This window comes from Stenotrophomonas sp. YJH_SMC_53 (assembly GCF_059369995.1).
Map to the genome: position 1 here is coordinate 24132 of NZ_JCAFTF010000007.1, position 19984 is coordinate 44115.

A 19984-nucleotide genomic window follows, 5' to 3' on the forward strand; every position below is an offset into this window, starting at 1 on the left:
GGCCCGCACCGCGTAAGCCCCCACACTGGTGGGGGCGGTTGCCCCCAACGAGCCCGTACACCCGGCCGCGCCTGGCCTACACTGCGGGTTCCTCCGACGGAAACACACGCGTGGTCTCCAGTTGGGTCCTGCTGCTGGTCTCGGTTGCCTATGCCGCGCTGCTGTTCGGCGTGGCGTGGTGGGGCGACCGTCGGCCGATGTACCCCGACCGGCCGTGGCTGCGGCCGGTCGTCTACAGCCTGGCGCTGGCGGTGTACTGCTCGTCGTGGACCTTCTACGGCGCGGTCGGCACTGCCGTGCGCAATGGCGTGGGCTACCTGCCGATCTACATCGGCCCGCTGCTGCTGCTGTTGTTCGGCTGGCGCATCATCGAGCGCCTGGCGCTGATCGCACGCAGCCAGAACGTGGTCTCCATCGCCGATTTCATCTCCTCGCGCTTCGGTCGCTCGCGGCGGCTGGCGGCGCTGGTGGCGATCATCGCGCTGATCGGCATCATTCCGTACCTGGCGTTGCAGTACAAAGCGGTGGCGATGAGCCTGCAGGTGCTGACCGGCAACACCGGCCCGACCGGGTTCTTCACCGACCCGGCGCTGTACGTGGCATTGCTGATGGCGCTGTTCGCCACCCTGTTCGGTACCCGCCAGGTCGATGCCACCGAGCACCACCACGGCATGATGCTGGCGATTGCCTTTGAATCGGTGATCAAGCTGCTGGCGATGCTGGCGGTGGGCGTGTTCGCCTACCTGTGGCTGAGCAACCGCACCGACGCGGTGGTCGAGTCGGTGCATACGCTGTTCACCGGCCTGCCGCCGGTCGGCTTCATCTCGCAGACCCTGCTCAGTTTCCTCGCCATCATCTGCCTGCCGCGCCAGTTCCACGTGGCCGTGGTCGAGTGCGGTGACGTGCGCGACGTGCGCCGCGCGCGCTGGATGTTCGGCGGTTACCTGGTGCTGATCTCGGGCATGGTGCTGCCGATCGCCACCGCCGGCGTGACCCTGTTCGGCACCGGCGGCAGCGTCGCCGACGACTCGATGGTGCTGGCGCTGCCGTTGGCCGAAGGCCGCAATGCGCTGGCGCTGATCGCCTACGTGGGCGGCTTCTCGGCGGCCACCGGCATGGTCATCGTCTCGTCCATCGCGCTGGCGACCATGGTCAGCAATGATCTGGTGATGCCGGTACTGCTGCGTCGGAGCGGTGACCACCAGGAAGCCGCTGACGTCGCCTCGCGCGTGTTGTGGATCCGCCGCCTGGCGATCCTGCTGCTGGCGCTGATGGCCTACAGCTACTACCGCACCAGCAGCAACGACAGCACGCTGGCCTCGTACGGCCTGATGGCGTTCGCAGCGGTGGCGCAATTCGCGCCCGGCCTGATCGGCGGCCTGTACTGGCGCGGTGCCAGCCGGCGCGGCGTCGAAGTGGGCATGCTGCTGGGCTTTGCCACCTGGCTGTACACCCTGCTGCTGCCGGCGATGACCATGGCCGGCTGGGTCGACGCCGCCTGGGTACAGCACGGCCCGTTCGGCATCGAGTGGCTGCGTCCGCAGCAGCTGTTCGGCATGTCCGGCTGGGACCCGCTGACCCACGGCACGTTCTGGTCGCTGCTGGTCAATGCGGCCACGATGATGCTGGTGTCCGCACGCTGGCGGCCCGGCGTCGACGAGCGCCTGCGTGCGGCACCGTTCCTCGACCCGTATGCCGAGCGCCCGTCGGTGGCCGGCGGCTGGCCCGGGCATGTGCATGTGGGCGACCTGCTGGCGCTGGCTTCGCGCGTGGTCGGCGAACGCCATGCACGGCGTTCGTTCTTCGAGCAGGCGCAGTCGCTGGGCCGTGAGCTGCAATCCTCGGCACCGGCTGACCGGCCGTGGGTGCAGTTCACCGAGCGCCTGCTGGCCGCCTCGATCGGTGCGGCATCGGCGCGCCTGCTGCTGACCAGCCTGCTGCGTGGCTCGGGCATGGACCTGGGGGAAGTGGTGGCGGTGCTGGACGAAGCCGGGCAGGAACTGCGCTTCAACCGCGAGATCCTGTCGACCACGCTGGAGAACATCAGCGCCGGGGTCAGCGTGGTCGATCCGGACATGCGCCTGACCGCGTGGAACCGCCGCTACCAGGACATGTTCGGTTACCCTGACGGCATGCTCTACGTGGGCCGCCCGGTGGCCGACCTGATCCGCTACAACGCCGAGCGCGGCGAGCTGGGCGAGGGCGATATCGAAGTGCAGATCAACCGCCGCATCGGTTACATGCGCGCCGGCTCGCCGCACGTGTTCGAGCGCACCCGCAGCGACGGCAAGGTGATCGAGATGCGTGGCCAGGCGCTGCCCGGCGGCGGTTACGTGACCAGCTACAACGACATCACCGACTACAAGCACGCTGAAAGGGCGCTGCTTGAAGCCAACGAGACGCTGGAACAGCGCGTGGCCGAGCGCTCGCATGAGGCCGAGGTTGCGCAGCAGTCGAAGACGCGCTTCCTGGCGGCGATCAGCCACGACGTGCTGCAGCCACTGAACGCCGCGCGCCTGTTCGCTTCGGCACTGCGCGACAGTGATCACGTCAGCGACGAGCAGAAGCATCTGGCCGAGCGCGTGGACGCGTCGCTGCGCGCGGCCGAAGAACTGCTGGATGGCCTGCTGGACGTGTCGCGGCTGGATGCCGGTGGCCTGCACCCGGTGATCGGCGAGTTCGATGTGAGTGCGTTGATGCGCGAACTGGCGGCGCAGTACACGCCGGTCGCCGCCGGTCGTGGCCTGCGCCTGGACCTGTTCGCGCGCCCGGCGTGGGTACGCAGTGATCGCCGCCTGCTGCGCCGCGTACTGCAGAACTTCCTGGCCAATGCGCTGCGCTACACACGCCAGGGGCGCATCGTACTGGCCGTGCGCCAGCGCGGCGACGAGGTGGAACTGCAGGTGTGGGATACCGGCCCTGGCATTCCCGAACACCACATGCGGCAGATCTTCGACGAGTTCCACCGCTACCAGCAGCCGTTCGACTGGGGCGAGCAGGGGTTGGGCCTGGGCCTGTCGATCTGCCAGCGCATCTCGCGCCTGCTCGACCATCGCCTCAATGCACGCAGCCGCGTTGGCAGTGGCTCGATGTTCTCGATCATCCTGCCGCGGGTTGCGCCCTTGCCCGGCTACACCGAGCCTGCCAAGGCGACCCAGGCTGTGGCCACACCGGTGCGCAGCGATTCGCTGGCGGGCCTGCGGGTGCTGTGCGTGGACAACGACGAGGAAATCCTCGACGGCATGCGTGCATTGCTTGGCCGCTGGCAGGTGCAGGTGATCACCGCCGCCACCGTCGACCAGGCGCTGGAGAAGATCGCCGAGCGCCCGCAGGTGATGCTGGTGGACTACCACCTGCACGACCGCATGGATGGCCTGGATGCGCTGGTGGCACTTCGCGAGGCTGCGGGCTACCCGTTGCCCGGTGCGCTGCTGACCGCCGATGGTCGCGACGAGTTGAAGCGGATGGCGCGCGAACGCGGCTACCGCGTGCTGACCAAGCCGATCAAGCCGGCCTCGCTGCGCGCCTTCCTGGGCGCGCTGCGGGATGCGCAATAGATCCACGCCATGCGTGGATGCGATGCCAGGTAGTGCCGGCCGCTGGCCGGCAACCACGCAATCGCTCGCTTCCGATGCGTTACCCCACGCCGTGCAGGTGTTCGTACAGGATGGTCGCGCCGATGATCACCAGGATCACGCCACCGATGATCTCCGCACGCTTGCCGACCATGCTGCCCAGCACGCGGCCGAGCATGATGCCGGCGGTCACCATGGTCAGTGTGCACAGGCCGATGACCGCGGCCATCACGCCGATATGCACGTCCATGAAGGCCAGGCCGATACCCACCGCCATCGCGTCGATGCTGGTGGCGAACCCGGTCAGCGCCAGCTTCCAGAAGCCGTGGTGCTGCGAGGGATCCTCGTCATCCTCGGCGCTGTCCGGGCGCAGGCCGTTGTAGATCATGTGGATGCCCAGCGCACCGAGCAGGCCGAACGCGATCCAGTGGTCGAAGGCTTCGACGTACTGCAGCGCGGCGCGGCCGAGCAGCCAGCCGATGATCGGCGTGATCGCCTCGATGACGCCGAAGATGATGCCGGCACGCAGTGCATCGCGGAACACCGGCTTGCGCATGGCCGCACCCTTGCCGATTGCGGCGGCAAAGGCATCGGTGGACATGGCAAAGCCGATCAGGAGGATCGAAATGGGGGACATGGACAGCGGCTGAGGTCGGGCAAGGGCGGACGCACGGCTCGCGCTCGCGCCCAACCTGACGTTGCGCGCGCGGGCCGCTGGTCTCGCCAACCATCATGGTTGTCCACGCCACGGCGCACTGGCCGAGTATGTTGACGTGGACGATTCCTGCGAAGGAATCCGGCTACTCCCCAAGGGGACGCGAAGCTTAGCATCGCGATTCGCGCGTGGCGCATTTACAGACAAACGCGCAGGCAGGGCTGGTTTGTATAGCGATGGCTATAACACGGGCCAAGCAAAGGCGTGCCAAGCAAGCTTGGCACCTACCAGGGCGGTTTCAGACGTTCCAGGCGAATGCCGGCCAGCGGCCGGCACTACCGTCAGTCTTCTTCGGGCGGCAGCACGATGGCGTCGTCGTCGATGGCCAGCTTGCCGGCCATCAGCACGGCCTGGGTGCGGTTGGTCACGCCGAGCTTGCGCAGGATGGCGGTGACGTGGGCCTTGATCGTCGCTTCGGAGACGTTGAGGTCGTAGGCGATCTGCTTGTTCAAGCGGCCAGCGCCGAGCATCTGCAGGACACGGAACTGCTGCGGGGTCAGCTCGCGCAGGCGCTGGCCGACTTCGCGTTCTTCGCTGCCGGTGGGCGGCACGTTGTGCGCTTCCGGCGGTGCCCAGGTCTCGCCATCGAGGATGGTGCCCAGCGCATGGCCGATGGTGTCCGAATCCGCAGACTTCGGGATGAAGCCCAGCGCACCGTGGTCGAGCGCGCGGCGCATCACCGTGGCTTCTTCGCGCGCGGACACCACCACCACTGGCAGCTGGGGGTGCAGTGAGCGCATGTGCACCAGTGCGTTGAAGCCCTGCGCACCGGGCATGTTGAGATCCATCAGGACCAGGTCGGCGTCGTTGTGCTGGTCGGCCAGCGCGTACAGCGCTTCCACGCTGTCGGCCTCGAACAGCTGCACGCCGGGGATGACCCGCTGCACGGCTCCACGCAGGGCTTCGCGGAACAGCGGGTGGTCATCGGCAATCAGGAGGGTGGTCATGGTCGGGGGGAACCGTGGGGGAAACCAGATGGGGTCAGAGCCGTTTCCTGGTGGAAAGGGATCCGACCCCGGGTTCTGCATCAGCGCACCTTGCGCTCGTCCACCAGCGACGCCACCACCGACGGATCGGCCAGAGTCGAGGTGTCGCCGAGCTGGTCCGGCGCGTTTTCGGCAATCTTGCGCAGGATGCGGCGCATGATCTTGCCCGAGCGGGTCTTCGGCAGGCCCGGTGCCCACTGCAGGTGGTCCGGTGTGGCGATCGGCCCGATCTCCTTGCGCACCCAGGCGATCAGCTCCTTGTGCAGTTCATCGCTCGGGGCCTCTTCGGCCACCAGGGTGACGTAGGCGTAGATGCCCTGGCCCTTGACGTCGTGCGGGAAGCCCACGACTGCCGCTTCGGCCACCTTCGGATGCGAGACCAGCGCGCTTTCCACTTCGGCGGTGCCGATGCGATGGCCGGACACATTGATCACGTCGTCGACGCGGCCGGTGATCCAGTAATAGCCGTCTTCGTCGCGGCGGCAACCGTCACCGGTGAAGTAGCTGCCCGGGTAGGTGCGGAAGTAGGTATCGATGAAGCGCTGGTGGTCGCCGTACACCGTGCGCATCTGGCCCGGCCAGGAGTCACGGATGATCAGGTTGCCCTCGGTCGGGCCGTCCTGGATCTCGCCATCGGCATTGACCAGCGCCGGCTGCACGCCGAAGAAGGGCAGGGTGGCCGACCCCGGCTTGAGGTCCATCGCGCCGGCCAGCGGCGAGATCAGGATGCCGCCGGTTTCGGTCTGCCACCAGGTATCGACGATCGGGCAGCGGCTGTCGCCGACCACTTCGTAGTACCAGCGCCAGGCTTCCGGATTGATCGGCTCGCCGACGCTGCCGAGCAGGCGCAGCGACGCGCGCGAGGTCTTCTTCACCGGCTCCTCGCCTTCGCGCATCAGCGCACGGATGGCGGTCGGGGCGGTGTAGAAGATGCTCACCTTGTGCTTGTCGATGACGTTCCAGAAGCGCGAGGTGTCCGGATAGTTCGGCACGCCTTCGAACATCAGCGAGGTCGCACCGTTGGCCAGTGGCCCGTACACGATGTAGCTGTGGCCGGTGACCCAGCCGACGTCGGCAGTGCACCAGTAGATATCGTCCTCGCGCAGGTCGAACACCGCTTCATGGGTGTAGGCCGCATACAGCAGATAGCCGCCGGTGGTGTGCAGCACGCCCTTCGGCTTGCCGGTGGAGCCGGAGGTGTAGAGGATGAACAGCGGGTCTTCCGCGTTCATGCGTTCCGGCTCGCAGGTGGACGGCTGGCTGTCCACCACATCGTGGAACCAGCGGTCGCGCGGGGCCTGCATGTCCACCGCGCCGCCGGTGTGGCGCACCACCAGCACGGTTTCAACCGTGTTCGTGCCCGGCAGCTTCAGCGCGGCATCGACGTTGGCCTTCAGCGGAATCCTGCGGCCACCGCGCAAGCCTTCGTCGGCGGTGATGATCAGCTTGCTCTGGCAGTCGCTGACGCGGTCGGCGATCGAGTTCGGCGCGAAGCCACCGAACACCACCGAGTGGATCGCACCGATGCGCGCGCAGGCCAGCATGGCTACTGCGGCGTCGACGATCATCGGCAGGTAGATGGTGACGCGGTCGCCTTTCTTGACCCCAAGGTTGCGCAGCGCATTGCCGAGGCGGCAGGTGCGCTCATACAGTTCGCGATAGGTCACGTGCTGGGCCGGTGCATCCGGGCCGTCCGGCTCGAACAGCAGGGCGGTCCTGTCGCCGCGCGTCTCGAGCTGGCGATCCAGGCAGTTCACGCTGGCATTGAGCTCGCCATCCTCGAACCACTTGATGTGGAAGTCGGACAGGTCGTAGCTGACGTTCTTGATCTTCGTCGGCTTGCGCATCCATTGCAGGCGCTCGGCGGCCTTGCCCCAGAATCCATCCGGGTCGGTCACCGACGCCTGGTACTGCTGTTCATAGGTCTTCTTGTCGATGCGTGCCTTGGCGGCGAACTGCGGATCGACGGGGTAGATATCAGCCATGGCACCCTCACTTGCACGTTGACTTTGTATGTGCGGTCGCAGCATCGCAACGACCGATCCCCCTCAGTTTGCCCCATCCACCCCCGGCCGCGTCACCACCCTGGTTAGACCATGGTCGAAAGTGAGCGCTCTGCAGGGCCGGGTTCGACCAATGGCGAATAGCCGCTATACATAATCGCCCCGCAGTCTCGGCTCGACCGTGCCCCACGCGCGGCATCACCTTGCCACTTGGGAGAGAGGGCAACATGAGCCACCGTACGTTGAAAGCCGTGCGCACACCTTTGGCGGCCTGCCTGCTGGTCGCCCTGGTCGCACCGGGCATGGCGTTCGCAGAGACCGCCAAAGAGAAGGCACTGGAAGCACGCGTTGCCGAACTGGAACGCCAGGTCCAGCTGCTGCTGTCTTCGCAGCAACAACAACAGACCCAGATCAGCCAGACCCAGCAGGCGGTAACCGAAGTGCGCACGGTGCAGGCCGAGCAGAAGCCGGTTGCACAGGTGCCGGCCGGCAAGCAGCCGATCCAGGTCACCACCATCACCCCGGGCGCGGCACCGGGCACCACGGTCAAGATCGGCGGCTTCATCAAGGCCGACTTCCTGGCCACCCAGACCAGCGATGGCCAGCTGGCCGACGACGCCACCGGCCGTTCGCTGTACCTCCCGGGCCAGACCCCGGTGGAAGGCGCCGGCGGCAGCGGCAAGCGCTCGGGCACCGATTTCAACGCCCATGCCAAGTTCTCGCGCTTCAACCTGGGCATCGACAACGTCAGCGAATCGGGCAACAAGGCCGGTGCGTTCTTCGAGATGGACTTCTTCGGCAACTCGCTGGGCAACCAGACTGCCACCAATACCTACGGCGTGACCCTGCGCCACGCCTACATGTACTGGAACAACTGGCTGGCCGGCCAGACCTGGTCCAACTTCATGGACGCTGCCGCACTGCCGGAAGCGGTCGACTTCGTCGGCCCCACCGACGGCGTGATCTTCGTGCGCCAGGCCCAGGTGCGCTACACCCAGGGCGGCTTCAGCGTCGCGCTGGAAAACCCGGAAACCACCACCCTCACCGGCACCCGCAACCCGGTCACCGGCGCCTGGACCAACGCCAGCGCCAACTCCGACCGTGGCAGCCTGCCCGACCTGACCCTGCGCTATGGCTGGAAGGGCGACTGGGGCACCTTCGGTGTCGGCGGCATCGTCCGCCAGTTGAAGGTCGACAACCAGGCGACCGGCGCGAAGGCCGACAAGGTGGCCGGCGGCCTGACCCTGGGCGGCAAGTGGGTGATGGGTGACAGCGATTCGCTGCATTACCAGCTGACCGGTGGCGAAGGCATCGCCCGCTACATCGGCCTGGGCATCACTGCCGACAGTGCCTATGACGTGGCCCGCGACGAACTCAACCCGACCGGCGTGCTGGCCGGCTATGTCGGCTGGCGGCATGCGTTCTCGCCGAAGCTGCGCACCAACCTGATCTACGCGCGCAGCGACTACGACAACGACAGCATCCTCGGCCCGCTGGTGACCAAGAGCGTGCAGAGCATCCGCGGCAACATCTTCTATTCGCCGCTGCCCAAGGTCGATATCGGCGCCGAGCTGATGTATGGCCGTCGCGAAGTGGAGAACGGCAACAAGGGTGACATCACCCGGTTGCAGTTCACTACGAAGTACAGCTTCTAAGAGCGTGCCGGCCGGCGGCCGGCACCTACCGAGATTGAATGCCGGCCAAGGTCGGCATCTACCGAATTGAGTGCCGACCAACGGTCGGCACCCACCAACAACGATTGCTTCGGAGGGGAAGCGTCCCATGTCCAGTACACCCAGCACCGCACATAAAGCGGGCACCCTGACCAAGGGCCACAAGAAGGTCATCTTCGCATCGAGCCTCGGCACGGTGTTCGAGTGGTATGACTTCTTCCTGTACGGCTCGCTCGCGGCCATCATCGCCAAGCAGTTCTTCAGTGGCGTCAATGAAACCACGGGCATGATCTTCGCCCTGCTGGCGTTCGCCGCCGGCTTCTTCGTACGCCCGTTCGGCGCGGCCTTCTTCGGCAGCCTCGGCGACCGCATCGGCCGCAAGTACACCTTCCTGGTCACCATCCTGATCATGGGCATCTCGACCTTCCTGGTCGGCGTGCTGCCCAACTACGCTTCGATCGGTTTCGCCGCTCCGGTGATCCTGATCATCCTGCGGCTGGCCCAGGGCCTGGCGATGGGCGGCGAGTACGGCGGTGCCGCCACCTACGTGGCCGAGCACGCGCCGGACGACAAGCGTGGCCTGTACACCAGCTTCATCCAGTGCACCGCCACGCTCGGCCTGTTCCTGTCGCTGCTGATCATCCTGGCCTGCCGCATGACGCTGGGCAACGAGGCCTTCGAAGCCTGGGGCTGGCGCATTCCGTTCCTGGTGTCGATCCTGTTGCTGGGCATTTCGGTATGGATCCGCCTGCAGCTGAGCGAATCGCCGCTGTTCCAGCAGATGAAGGCTGAAGGCAAGGGCTCCAAGACCCCGTTCCGCGACAGCCTGAAGGGCGGCAACCTGAAGCTGATGTTGCTGGTCCTGCTCGGTGCAGCGGCTGGCCAGGCCGTGGTCTGGTACGGCGGACAGTTCTACGCGCTGTTCTTCCTCAGCAGCATGCTGAAGGTCGATGCCACCACCTCCTACCTGCTGATCGCCGCAGCGCTGGCACTGGGCACGCCGTTCTTCATCTTCTTCGGCTGGCTGTCCGACCGCATCGGCCGCAAGAAGATCATCCTGGCCGGCTGCCTGCTGGCGGCCATCACCTACATCCCGATCTTCAAGGGCCTGACCCACTTCGCCAACCCGGCCATCGAAGAAGCCCGCAGCAGCTCGCCGGCCCTGGTCGTCGCCGATCCGGCCACCTGCTCGTTCCAGTTCGATCCGGTGGGCCTGCGCAAGTTCACCAGCTCCTGCGACGTGGCCACCGCCGCGCTGACCAAGGCCGGCGTGCCGTACGACGTGCAGCCCGCCGCCGCCGGCTCGCTGGCGATGGTGAATGTCGGCAGCGCCAGCGTCACCTCGTATGAGGCCGCGGGCCTGACCAAGGAAGAAGGCAAGGCCAAGGCCGATGCGTTCGGAGCAGAGCTGAAGACCGCGCTGACCACCGCCGGCTACCCGGCCAAGGCCGATGGTGCGCGCATCAACATCGCCGGCACCATCTTCATGCTGTGGCTGCTGGTGCTGTACGTGACCATGGTCTACGGCCCGATCGCCGCCTACCTGGTCGAACTGTTCCCGACCCGTATCCGCTACACCTCGATGTCGCTGCCGTACCACATCGGCAACGGCTGGTTCGGTGGCTTCCTGCCGGCCATCTCGTTCGCGCTGGTGGCCGGTACCGGCAACCTGTACTACGGCCTGTGGTACCCGATTGCGATCGCACTGATGTCGGTGGTGATCGGCGGCCTGTTCCTGCGCGAAACCAAGAACGTGGATATCACCAAGTAAGAATGATATTCATCGGATGAAGGAGAGGCCGTGGTGCAGACCACGGCCTTTTCGTTTCCCTGTAGCGCCGAGCCATGCTCGGCGACCGCGCAACGCGCGGCACAAAACTCCGCAGACGCGAAAAGGCAGAACTCAATGCCGCCATCGCGGTTGACAGGCATCCGAAGCCGCAGGCCCTCTCGCGCCCGGGGTCAGATCCCTTTCGCGCGCGAAAGGGATCTGACCCCATTCAAACGCGCAGCACCCCGTATAGTCGGCCCATGACGACCACCGCCCCAGCCGACCTCCCCGCCATCCTGCACACCCTGCGCAGCGCGTGGCAGTCGCAGCGGCCCACGCTCGCCCAGCGCGAGAATGACCTGCATCGCCTTCGCGAGGCGCTGAAGCCACGTCTGGACGAAATGGCCACGGCCATCGCCGAGGACTTCGGCCACCGCGCCCACACCGAATCGAAGCTGGCCGATGGCATGAGCGTGCTGTCGGCCATCGACCACCTGCGCCGCCACCTGCGGCGCTGGTCGAAGCCGCAGCGCGTACGGGCCGGCTGGAAGCTGTGGCCGGCGCGCGCGCAGCTGCGGCCGACGCCGCTGGGTGTGGTCGGGGTGATCTCGCCCTGGAACTACCCGGTCACGCTGGCATTGGTGCCTTTGGCCACCGCCATCGCTGCGGGCAACCACGTACTGCTGAAGCCTTCGGAACACACGCCGCGCACCAGCGCGTTCCTGGCCGATCTGCTGGCCAGCGTGTTCCCGCCCGATCGGGTGGCGGTGGTGCAGGGTGGGGCGGACGTGGCCGCGGCGGTGTCCTCGCTGCCGCTGGACCATCTGCTGTTCACCGGCTCGACGGCCGTGGGCCGCAAGGTGATGGCCGCCGCCGCTGAGCATCTGGTGCCGGTCACGCTGGAGCTGGGCGGCAAGTCGCCGGCCATCGTCTGCCGCGATTTTCCGCTGGACAAAGCCGCCGCGCGGCTCGCCACCGGCAAGTGGTTCAACGCGGGCCAGACCTGCATCGCGCCGGATTATGTGCTGATCGATACGGTCCGCCAGCGCGAGTTCGTACAGGCGCTGCAGCAGCAGGTGCGCGAACGCTATGGCGACTTCAGCAATGCCGACGACTACACGCGCATCATCAACGAGGGCCAGTACCAGCGCCTGCAGGGCTATCTGGTGCAGGCGCGCGAACGTGGCGTGCCGGTAATTCCGTTGGCGCAGGTGGATGAGGCGCGCGCCGACCGCGAGCGTCTGCTGGTGCCGACCGTGGTGCTCGACCCGCCCGACGATCTGGACCTGATGCGCGAGGAGATCTTCGGGCCGATCCTGCCCGTGCGGGCCTACCCGGACCTGGAGGCGGCGCTGGCGGACGTGCTGTCCCGCGACCGGCCGCTGGCGCTGTATCCCTTCAGCCATGACACGGTCACGGTGGAGCGCATCCTCGGCCAGGTGGTGGCCGGCGGGGTGACGGTCAACGACACGCTGCTGCACTTCGCCGCCGATGGCCTGCCGTTTGGCGGGGTAGGGGCCAGCGGCATGGGCGCGTACCACGGCCGGGCCGGGTTCGATGCGATGAGCAAGCGGCTGCCGGTGCTGTGGCAGTCGCGCTGGGCGGCCAGCGACCGGCTGCGGCCGCCGTATTCGAAGATTGCGGGGTTGTTGAAGCTGCTGCTGCGGTGAACCCAGGCAAGGCGTGGCGCTACTTAATCAGGGCCCGATTCTTCTGTAGAGCCGAGCCCATGCTCGGCTGCTCCTGGCTGGGTGCCCGATCAATGCAGCCGAGCGTGGGCTCGGCTCTACGCGGGAATCCGGGCCGAGCCCCATCCCGGCCACCCGGGTAGAATGCCCGCATGAAAATCGCCTCGTGGAACGTCAATTCGCTCAATGTCCGCCTGCCGCACCTGGAACAGTGGCTCAAGGAGTTCGGCCCGGACATCGTCGGTATCCAGGAAACCAAGCTGGAGGACCACAAGTTCCCCGACTCTGCGCTGATCGCTGCCGGCTACCGCAGCGTGTTCGCCGGCCAGAAGACCTACAACGGCGTGGCGCTGCTGTCGCGTGAGCCTGCACAGGACGTGCAGATCGGCATTCCCGGCTTCGAGGACGAGCAGAAGCGCGTCATCGCCGGTACCTTCGGCGACCTGCGGGTAATCAACCTGTACGTGGTCAACGGCCAGGACATCGGTACCGACAAGTACGAGTACAAGTTGCGCTGGCTTGAGGCGGTGCATGCCTGGATCGCCGAAGAACTGCAGCGCCACCCGAAGCTGATCGTGATGGGGGACTTCAACATTGCCCCGGACGCACGCGACGTGCACGACCCGGAGGTGTGGAACGACAACCACATCCTGACCTCCACCGCCGAGCGCGGCGCATTGAACAAGCTGCTGCAGCTGGGCCTGCACGATGGCTTCCGCCTGCACAACGACGAGGCGGGCACCTTCAGCTGGTGGGATTACCGCGCCGCCGGCTTCCGTCGCAACCTGGGCCTGCGCATCGACCTGACCCTCGTCTCCGATGCGCTGAAGAGCGGTGCGGTGGCTTCGGGCATCGACCGCGAGCCGCGCACCTGGGAACGTCCGAGCGACCATGCGCCGGCGTGGGTGCAGTTGGGTTGAGTTGAGGTAGCGCCGGGCCATGCCCGGCGAGCGCAGCGGCGGCAGGGTGACGCCGGGCATGGCCCGGCGCTACCCCTCAGATCACCGTATGCTCTTGCGGGTGAACAGATTGACGATCGCCAGCAGGATCACTGCACCGATCAGCGAGAACAGGAAGGTTCGAATGGTGATCGCTTCGTTGATGCCGCCGCCGAACAGCCAGCCGGAAATCAGCGCGCCGACGATGCCGACCACGATGTTGAGGATGATGCCCTGCTGGGCATCGCGCTTCATGATGATGCTGGCCAGCCAGCCTACGATGCCGCCGACGATCAGCCAGATGATGATGCCCATGATCGAACCTCCGGTGGGGAACGGTGACCAGTTGACGCGCACGGCCGTGAACCCGTCGTGGAATTGCGTGATGGGCGCGTGCGGATGAGCCTGCCAGCCACCCTCGATGGCCCGTGGCGCTTCGGTCCGGTGACGGTCTGGCGGCGCCCGCACGTGCCCGGCCAGCGCGGCGAACCGCAGGCACGGCAGGTGCTGGCGCAGGCCCTCGGGGCCGATCCGGAGACGCTGCCGCTGGTCCGCGATGACAAGGGCCGGCCGGAGCTGAGCGGCGCATTGGCCCACTACGGCACCGGCTGGAGCCACAGCGGCGAGGTGCTGCTGGTGGCGCTGGGCGAAGGCGTGCGGCTGGGCGTGGACCTGGAACTGCTGCGGCCGCGCGCCCGCCTGCTGGAGATCGTGCAGCGCTTCTTCCACCCGGAGGAGGTGGCGTGGCTGGAAAGCCTGGACCAGGCCGACCGCGAACACTGGTTCTTCCGCGTGTGGTGCGCCAAGGAAGCGATGCTGAAGGCGCACGGCCAGGGTATCTCGTTCGGCCTGCACCGCCTGCAGCTGGCGCCGGGGGCCGATGGCGCCCTGCACCTGCGCTGGTGCGACCCGGAACTGGGCGAGGCCGCGCGCTGGCACCTGCACGAATGGCAGGCCACCGGTCAGTTCCGGGCGGCGTTGGCCTGGTATCCGCACTGAGGCGGGGAATCAGCGCGCAAAACCGGCGATAATGCCGGCATGAGCGAACACCCACTTCCCGCCAGCGTGGCTGCCACGCTGGAACAGGGCCTGGCCAGCATGGGCCTGGATGCCGCGCTGGCGCCGCCGCTGCTGCGCTACCTGGCCCTGCTGCACCGCTGGAACGGCACCTACAACCTCACCGCCATCCGCGACCCGCAGGAGATGGTCACCCGCCACCTGCTCGACTCGCTGGCGATGCAGCCGTTCGTGGCCGATGGCAGCCTGGCCGACCTCGGCACCGGCCCCGGGCTGCCGGGCATCCCGCTGGCCATCGCCTGCCCGGGCCTGCAGGTGACCCTGGTCGAGAGCAATGGCAAGAAGGCACGCTTCATGCGCGAGGCCGTGCGCCAACTCGGCCTGGGCAATGCCCGCGTGGCCGAATCGCGCGCCGAGGCGCTGGACGAGGCGGGTCGTTACGACCAGTTGACCGCCCGTGCCATGGATACCCTGGCCGGCATCGTCCGCGTTGGTGGCCACCTGCTGCGGCCGGGGGGCGTGCTGCTGGCCATGAAGGGCGTCTACCCGCATGAGGAGATCGCGGACCTGCCGGCTGGCTGGCAGGTGCGCGAGGTGACCCCGCTGAGCGTGCCCGGCCTGGCCGGCGAACGCCACCTGGTCACTGTTACAGGCCCTTGATTCCCGCCGCCAGCCCCTTGTGCAACAACGGGTTGGCGATCCACGATTTCCGCAAGGGGCCGGTTGTACGCATAATGACCGGTCCCAGCACACGTCGACGAGGCACACCCGCATGGCCCGCATCATCGCCATCGCCAACCAGAAGGGTGGCGTCGGCAAGACCACGACCGCCGTCAACCTGGCCGCTTCCCTGGCCAACGCACCCAAGCGCGTGCTGCTGGTCGACCTCGATTCGCAGGGCAACGCGACCATGGGCAGTGGCGTGGACAAGCGTGAGCTGGCCGCCTCCACCTACGATCTGCTGCTGGGCGAGTCCAGCGCCGCCGATGTACGCGTGCAGACCGCCGAAGGCTACGACCTGCTTCCCGGCAACATCGACCTGACCGCCGCCGAGATCCAGCTGATGGCGCAGAGCGAGCGCGAGCAGCGGCTGAAGCGCGCGCTGGCACCGATCCGCGACGAGTACGACTACATCCTGATCGACTGCCCGCCGGCGCTGTCGCTGCTGACGCTCAATGCGCTGGCCGCTGCCGATTCGGTGATCGTGCCGATGCAGTGCGAGTACTACGCCCTGGAAGGCCTGAGCGCGCTGGTGGAAACCATCGAAGCGCTGCGTGCCAACCTCAATCCGGCGCTGGAGATCGAAGGCGTGCTGCGCACCATGTTCGACGTGCGCAACAACCTGGCCAACGCGGTGTCGGCCGAGCTCACCGAGCACTTCGGCGATCGCGTGTTCCGCACCATCGTGCCGCGCAACGTTCGCCTGGCCGAGGCACCCAGCCATGGCCAGAGCATCGTCGGCTACGACCGCGCCTCGCGCGGTGGCGTGGCCTACCTGGGCCTGGCTGGCGAGATCATCCGCCGCAACAACGAACGCAACAAGGCCACCAAGGCCGTGGAGACCGTCTGATGACCAGCAGCAAGCCGGCAGCCAAGAAGCGAGGCCTCGGCCGTGGCCTGGACGCGCTGCTGGGCCCGAAGGGCGCGGTCAGCCAGGTGCAGGCCACCACGGCGGTGATCGAGCCGCTGCCGGGGGAAGTGCTGCGCAAGTTGCCGGTCGGCCAGCTGCAGCCGGGCAAGTACCAGCCGCGCCGCGAGATGGACGAGGGCAAGCTCTCCGAGCTGGCCGACTCGATCAAGTCGCAGGGCGTGATCCAGCCGATCCTGGTGCGCCAGCTGCCGGCGGGCAACTACGAAATCGTCGCCGGTGAACGCCGCTGGCGCGCATCGCAGCTGGCCGGGCTGGACGAAGTGCCGGTGGTGGTGCGCGAGCTGGAAGACCGCACCGTCATCGCGATGGCGCTGATCGAGAACATCCAGCGTGAAGACCTCAACCCGCTGGAGGAAGCCGAAGCGCTGCAGCGCCTGATCAGCGAGTTCACCCTCACCCATGCCGAGGCCGCCGAGGCCGTCGGCCGCTCGCGCGCGGCGGTGTCCAACCTGCTGCGTCTGCTGGAACTACCAGTGGCGATCCGCCTGCTGCTGGAAACCCGCCGCCTGGAAATGGGGCATGCCCGTGCGCTGCTGACCCTGGCCCCCGAACTGGCCGGCAAGCTGGCCCAGGAAGCGGCCGACGAAGGCTGGTCGGTGCGCGAGGTCGAGCGGCGTGCGCAGGCTTTCGCCGCCGGCAAGGTGCCGAGCAGCCGTCCGGTGGCCACGCCGAAGGTGCAGCAGGCCGACATCGCCTCGCTGGAAACCGAGCTGTCCGAAGCGCTCGGCGCCAAGGTGGCGATCAGCCACGGCCGTGGCGGCAAGGGCAAGCTGATCATCCACTACACCGACCTGGACACCCTGGACGGCGTGCTGGAAAAACTGCGCGCGCGCCAGGGCTGAGCCCGGCGCCGCGTCGGGGAGGCGGCCTGTTCCTGCCGCGCCCGGCGAATGACAGGGAACGCACTGCCACGCGCACCGCGGAATGCACCGTCTTCCGGCCCGTGGCCTCATCCAGGGAGCAGGACATGAGCAACGACTACGAAGACGTCAGCCCGGACGGCACCCAGATACTGGTACATCGCCGTGAGAAGGACTTTGTGCTCGCCATCGGCGAAGAACGGCACATCGAGGCGATCAGTGCCCACATCGAACACCACCTGGGACCGGTGTCCGGTGTCTTCCATGAAATCATCTCCGACCTGGTGCACATCGACGTGCACGTGGTGCCGGCCAATGACCACTGCCCGTACCTGCGCCTGGTCACCTCCGGCATGAGCGACCTGCCGATGACCGTGCCCGCCGAGGTGGATGCGGACGTGCCGCGCTACATGGAACTGATGGTGACCCTGCCGGCCGACTGGCCGGTCACGCAGGACGCCTTCGAGGATGAGCGCAACTACTGGCCAGTACGCCTGCTGAAGGGCATGGCGCGGTTGCCGCACGAGTACGACACGTGGCTGGGCTTCGGCCACACCATTCCCAACGGCCATCCCAGCGAGCCCTATGCGCCGGGCGTGGGTTTCGACGGTGCCATCGTGCTGCCGCCGGTGACCGCCCCGGAGGACTTCGCCACGCTGGAGCTGGAGGATGGCAATACCATCAGCTTCATGAGCCTGGTTCCGCTGTACCCCGAAGAGATGGACCTGAAGCTGAAGAAGGGCGCCGACGCCCTGCTCGACCGCTTCGATGCGAAACAGATCAACGATGTGATCGAGCCCGGCCGCACCAACGTGGCGAAGAAGCGTTTCGGTTTGTTCTGAGACCGGTAACATCAGGGGCCTGAACTTCGTTCCCAGGCCCCTGCCATGACCATCCTGCTCACCGGCGCTGCCGGCTTCATCGGTGCCTACACCGCCCGCGCGCTGCTGGAGGCCGGCCAGGCCGTGGTCGGCCTGGACAACTTCAACGATTACTACGACCCGCAGATCAAGCGTGACCGCGTGGCCGCGCTGTGTCCGGCGCTGGACCTGCGCACCCTGGACCTGACCGACCAGCAGGGCCTGGCCGCACTGTTCGACGAGGTGCGGCCGACCGCGGTGATCCACCTGGCCGCGCAGGCCGGCGTGCGCTATTCGCTGGAAAACCCGCATGCCTACGTCGACAGCAACCTGGTCGGCTTCGTCAACATGCTCGAGTTGTGCCGCCACCGTGGCGTGCAGCACCTGGTGTATGCCTCCAGCAGTTCGGTCTACGGCGATTCGGCCACGCCGCCGTTCTCCGAAGACCAGCGCGTGGACCAGCCACGCTCGCTGTACGCGGCGACCAAGGCGGCCAACGAGCTGATGGCCTACACCTACGCGCAGCTGTACGGCCTGCATGCCACCGGGCTGCGATTCTTCACCGTGTATGGCCCGTGGGGCCGGCCGGACATGGCACCGCTGCTGTTCTCGCGCGCGGTGCTGGCCGGTCGGCCGATCGACGTGTTCAACGAAGGCCGCATGCAGCGCGATTTCACACATGTCTCCGACATCGTATCCGGTATCCTCGGCGCCCTCGCGCATCCGGCCGACGGTCCGGTGCCGCACCGGGTGTTCAACCTCGGCAACCATACACCGGTCGAGCTGGAGCGCTTCATCAGCGTGATCGAGCAGGCCGCCGGCCGCCCTGCGCAGAAGGTCTACAAGCCCATGCAGCCCGGCGACATGGTGCGCACGATGGCCGATACCCGGCGCGCACATGACGCTTTCGGCTTCGATGCGGTGACCCCGATCGAACAAGGCCTGCCGCCTGTGGTGCAGTGGTGCCGCGAGTATTTTGGCGATCGCGCCTGAGGAAGGATCCTCACGCCGCCGGGTTCATCTTCGGATAACCTCGGTTTCGGAGAATGCGCGGTCTTTGTCCCCCTTTGGCCGAGTGCCTTATGAGCCAACCCGAGCTTTCCGTTGTCGTCCCGGTGTTCAACGAGCGCGACAATGTTGCCCCGCTGGTCGCCGAAATCACCGCTGCGCTGCGTGGCCGGCTGCCGTTCGAGATCGTCTACATCGACGACCACTCGCGTGATGACACCCTGGCGGTGCTGCAGGGATTGAAGGCAACCACCCCGGAACTGCGCGTGCTGCACCATGTGAACCAGAGCGGGCAGAGCACGGCGGTGCGCACCGGCGTCAAGCACGCGCGCGCGCCGTGGATCGCCACCCTGGATGGCGATGGCCAGAACGATCCGGCCGATATTCCCAAGCTGCTTGCCGCACGCGACGCCGCCGAGGCGCAGGTGAAGCTGTTCGCCGGCTGGCGCGTCAACCGCCAGGACAGCGGCAGCAAGCGCTGGGCCAGCAAATGGGCCAACGCCATCCGTGCGCGCATGCTGCGCGACGACACGCCCGACACCGGTTGCGGCATCAAGCTGTTCGAACGCAGCGCGTTCCTCGACCTGCCGTACTTCGACCACATGCACCGTTACCTGCCGGCGCTGATGCAGCGTGCCGGCTGGAAGACCACCAGCGTGCCGGTCAATCACCGCCACCGTACCGCCGGCGTGTCCAAGTACAACAACCTCGGCCGCGCGCTGGTCGGCATCCGCGACCTGCGTGGCGTAGCCTGGCTGATCACCCGAAGCAAGCGCACCGCGGTGGAGGAGCGCTGATGGATCTGGAGCTGCACTGGCTGGATCAGCCCCTGACCTGGCTGTACTGGACCGGCCTGCATGTGACCGGCTGGAAGCTGATCGGCTACACCGGCGCACTGATGTTCGGCGGCCGCTGGCTGGTCCAGTTCATCGCCTCCAAGCGCGCCGGCAAACCCGTCATCCCGCGCCTGTTCTGGTACATGAGCGTGCTCGGCAGCCTGATGACCCTGAGCTACTTCCTGTTCTCGGCCAAGCAGGACTCGGTGGGCGTGCTGCAGAACCTGTTCCCGGCGTTCACCGCGCTGTACAGCCTGCACCTGGACATCAAGCACCGCGGCTGGAAGCGGGACAAGGCCAGTCACTGAGGCTGCGGGGTCGGATCCCTTTCCACTGGAAAGGGCTCTGACCCCTGTCAGGATCCCCGGCGCATCCTCGCATGGCGTGGATCTACTGCATGTTC

At 66.9% G+C, this 19984-nt stretch carries 17 protein-coding genes and 1 riboswitch; of the genes, 13 read left to right on the top strand and 4 right to left on the bottom strand.

Annotated elements, in window-relative coordinates; all coding sequences use genetic code 11:
• The first annotated feature begins 110 nt into the window (after window positions 1-110).
• Window positions 111-3557 carry a hybrid sensor histidine kinase/response regulator gene (locus AC5P7X_RS12460; protein WP_171957740.1) on the top strand — a complete coding sequence of 1149 codons (3447 nt, stop codon included), beginning with the start codon at window positions 111-113 and terminating at the stop codon, window positions 3555-3557.
• A 79-nt stretch (window positions 3558-3636) separates the two neighbouring features.
• Here AC5P7X_RS12460 and AC5P7X_RS12465 read toward each other — a convergent pair whose 3' ends face one another.
• The 3 genes from AC5P7X_RS12465 to acs form a co-directional block, all read right to left on the bottom strand.
• Complete coding sequence (locus tag AC5P7X_RS12465) at window positions 3637-4212, bottom strand: manganese efflux pump MntP (RefSeq protein WP_005420421.1); 576 nt, start codon at window positions 4210-4212, stop codon at window positions 3637-3639.
• 88 nt (window positions 4213-4300) lie between these two features.
• A riboswitch (yybP-ykoY riboswitch) is annotated at window positions 4301-4390 on the bottom strand.
• A gap of 181 nt (window positions 4391-4571) precedes the next feature.
• On the bottom strand, window positions 4572-5237 hold the full coding sequence (locus AC5P7X_RS12470) for a response regulator transcription factor (RefSeq protein WP_005420420.1): 666 nt from the start codon (window positions 5235-5237) through the stop codon (window positions 4572-4574).
• An 80-nt stretch (window positions 5238-5317) separates the two neighbouring features.
• Window positions 5318-7261 (bottom strand): acetate--CoA ligase, encoded by a 1944-nt coding sequence (acs, locus tag AC5P7X_RS12475; RefSeq protein WP_495214913.1) that lies wholly within the window; start codon window positions 7259-7261, stop codon window positions 5318-5320.
• A gap of 245 nt (window positions 7262-7506) precedes the next feature.
• On the opposite strand from acs, the gene AC5P7X_RS12480 reads away from it, so the two are divergent.
• From AC5P7X_RS12480 to xth, 4 genes are all read left to right on the top strand, one after another.
• Window positions 7507-8934 (top strand): DcaP family trimeric outer membrane transporter, encoded by a 1428-nt coding sequence (locus tag AC5P7X_RS12480; protein ID WP_053498792.1) that lies wholly within the window; start codon window positions 7507-7509, stop codon window positions 8932-8934.
• 127 nt (window positions 8935-9061) lie between these two features.
• Entirely contained in the window at window positions 9062-10723 is a 1662-nt protein-coding gene (locus AC5P7X_RS12485; protein WP_049412037.1) for an MFS transporter, read from the top strand.
• A gap of 260 nt (window positions 10724-10983) precedes the next feature.
• Window positions 10984-12393 carry a coniferyl aldehyde dehydrogenase gene (locus tag AC5P7X_RS12490; protein ID WP_495214915.1) on the top strand — a complete coding sequence of 470 codons (1410 nt, stop codon included), beginning with the start codon at window positions 10984-10986 and terminating at the stop codon, window positions 12391-12393.
• A gap of 170 nt (window positions 12394-12563) precedes the next feature.
• Window positions 12564-13331, top strand: coding sequence for an exodeoxyribonuclease III (gene xth / locus AC5P7X_RS12495; RefSeq protein WP_053498796.1), 768 nt, complete (start codon window positions 12564-12566; stop codon window positions 13329-13331).
• Window positions 13332-13412: 81 nt separating this feature from the next.
• Here the strand turns inward: xth and AC5P7X_RS12500 are convergent, their stop codons facing one another.
• Window positions 13413-13664: a GlsB/YeaQ/YmgE family stress response membrane protein gene (locus AC5P7X_RS12500; protein WP_005411656.1), complete on the bottom strand. Its 252-nt coding sequence runs from the start codon at window positions 13662-13664 to the stop codon at window positions 13413-13415.
• A gap of 84 nt (window positions 13665-13748) precedes the next feature.
• Here AC5P7X_RS12500 and AC5P7X_RS12505 point away from each other — a divergent pair, with 84 nt between their 5' ends.
• The 8 genes from AC5P7X_RS12505 to AC5P7X_RS12540 all read left to right on the top strand — a co-directional run bounded on the left by AC5P7X_RS12505 (window position 13749) and on the right by AC5P7X_RS12540 (window position 19889).
• Window positions 13749-14348, top strand: a complete 600-nt coding sequence (locus AC5P7X_RS12505; protein WP_005420390.1) for a 4'-phosphopantetheinyl transferase family protein — start codon at window positions 13749-13751, stop codon at window positions 14346-14348.
• A gap of 39 nt (window positions 14349-14387) precedes the next feature.
• Entirely contained in the window at window positions 14388-15026 is a 639-nt protein-coding gene (gene rsmG, locus AC5P7X_RS12510) for a 16S rRNA (guanine(527)-N(7))-methyltransferase RsmG (RefSeq protein WP_005420388.1), read from the top strand.
• Window positions 15027-15138: 112 nt separating this feature from the next.
• Window positions 15139-15936 carry a ParA family protein gene (locus AC5P7X_RS12515; RefSeq protein WP_005420387.1) on the top strand — a complete coding sequence of 266 codons (798 nt, stop codon included), beginning with the start codon at window positions 15139-15141 and terminating at the stop codon, window positions 15934-15936.
• Entirely contained in the window at window positions 15936-16859 is a 924-nt protein-coding gene (locus AC5P7X_RS12520) for a ParB/RepB/Spo0J family partition protein (protein ID WP_005420385.1), read from the top strand. The genes AC5P7X_RS12515 and AC5P7X_RS12520 overlap by 1 nt, the downstream gene beginning before the upstream one ends.
• Before the next feature lie 125 nt (window positions 16860-16984).
• Window positions 16985-17719 (top strand): suppressor of fused domain protein, encoded by a 735-nt coding sequence (locus tag AC5P7X_RS12525; RefSeq protein ID WP_206620068.1) that lies wholly within the window; start codon window positions 16985-16987, stop codon window positions 17717-17719.
• 45 nt (window positions 17720-17764) lie between these two features.
• Window positions 17765-18730 carry an NAD-dependent epimerase/dehydratase family protein gene (locus AC5P7X_RS12530; RefSeq protein WP_005420382.1) on the top strand — a complete coding sequence of 322 codons (966 nt, stop codon included), beginning with the start codon at window positions 17765-17767 and terminating at the stop codon, window positions 18728-18730.
• A gap of 89 nt (window positions 18731-18819) precedes the next feature.
• The gene (locus tag AC5P7X_RS12535) at window positions 18820-19542 is read left to right on the top strand and encodes a glycosyltransferase family 2 protein (protein WP_005420380.1); all 723 of its coding nucleotides are present in this window, start codon (window positions 18820-18822) and stop codon (window positions 19540-19542) included.
• The gene (locus AC5P7X_RS12540; RefSeq protein WP_019661748.1) at window positions 19542-19889 is read left to right on the top strand and encodes a lipid-A-disaccharide synthase N-terminal domain-containing protein; all 348 of its coding nucleotides are present in this window, start codon (window positions 19542-19544) and stop codon (window positions 19887-19889) included. The genes AC5P7X_RS12535 and AC5P7X_RS12540 overlap by 1 nt, the downstream gene beginning before the upstream one ends.
• Window positions 19890-19984: the final 95 nt, after the last annotated feature.

Coding starts and splice junctions, on each gene's coding strand:
- AC5P7X_RS12465 (WP_005420421.1), bottom strand. CDS start 4,212: ATGTCCCCCATTTCGATCCTCCTGATCGGCTTTGCCATGTCCACCGAT.
- AC5P7X_RS12470 (WP_005420420.1), bottom strand. CDS start 5,237: ATGACCACCCTCCTGATTGCCGATGACCACCCGCTGTTCCGCGAAGCC.
- acs (WP_495214913.1), bottom strand. CDS start 7,261: ATGGCTGATATCTACCCCGTCGATCCGCAGTTCGCCGCCAAGGCACGC.
- AC5P7X_RS12480 (WP_053498792.1), top strand. CDS start 7,507: ATGAGCCACCGTACGTTGAAAGCCGTGCGCACACCTTTGGCGGCCTGC.
- AC5P7X_RS12485 (WP_049412037.1), top strand. CDS start 9,062: ATGTCCAGTACACCCAGCACCGCACATAAAGCGGGCACCCTGACCAAG.
- AC5P7X_RS12490 (WP_495214915.1), top strand. CDS start 10,984: ATGACGACCACCGCCCCAGCCGACCTCCCCGCCATCCTGCACACCCTG.
- xth (WP_053498796.1), top strand. CDS start 12,564: ATGAAAATCGCCTCGTGGAACGTCAATTCGCTCAATGTCCGCCTGCCG.
- AC5P7X_RS12500 (WP_005411656.1), bottom strand. CDS start 13,664: ATGGGCATCATCATCTGGCTGATCGTCGGCGGCATCGTAGGCTGGCTG.
- AC5P7X_RS12505 (WP_005420390.1), top strand. CDS start 13,749: ATGAGCCTGCCAGCCACCCTCGATGGCCCGTGGCGCTTCGGTCCGGTG.
- rsmG (WP_005420388.1), top strand. CDS start 14,388: ATGAGCGAACACCCACTTCCCGCCAGCGTGGCTGCCACGCTGGAACAG.
- AC5P7X_RS12515 (WP_005420387.1), top strand. CDS start 15,139: ATGGCCCGCATCATCGCCATCGCCAACCAGAAGGGTGGCGTCGGCAAG.
- AC5P7X_RS12520 (WP_005420385.1), top strand. CDS start 15,936: ATGACCAGCAGCAAGCCGGCAGCCAAGAAGCGAGGCCTCGGCCGTGGC.
- AC5P7X_RS12525 (WP_206620068.1), top strand. CDS start 16,985: ATGAGCAACGACTACGAAGACGTCAGCCCGGACGGCACCCAGATACTG.
- AC5P7X_RS12530 (WP_005420382.1), top strand. CDS start 17,765: ATGACCATCCTGCTCACCGGCGCTGCCGGCTTCATCGGTGCCTACACC.
- AC5P7X_RS12535 (WP_005420380.1), top strand. CDS start 18,820: ATGAGCCAACCCGAGCTTTCCGTTGTCGTCCCGGTGTTCAACGAGCGC.
- AC5P7X_RS12540 (WP_019661748.1), top strand. CDS start 19,542: ATGGATCTGGAGCTGCACTGGCTGGATCAGCCCCTGACCTGGCTGTAC.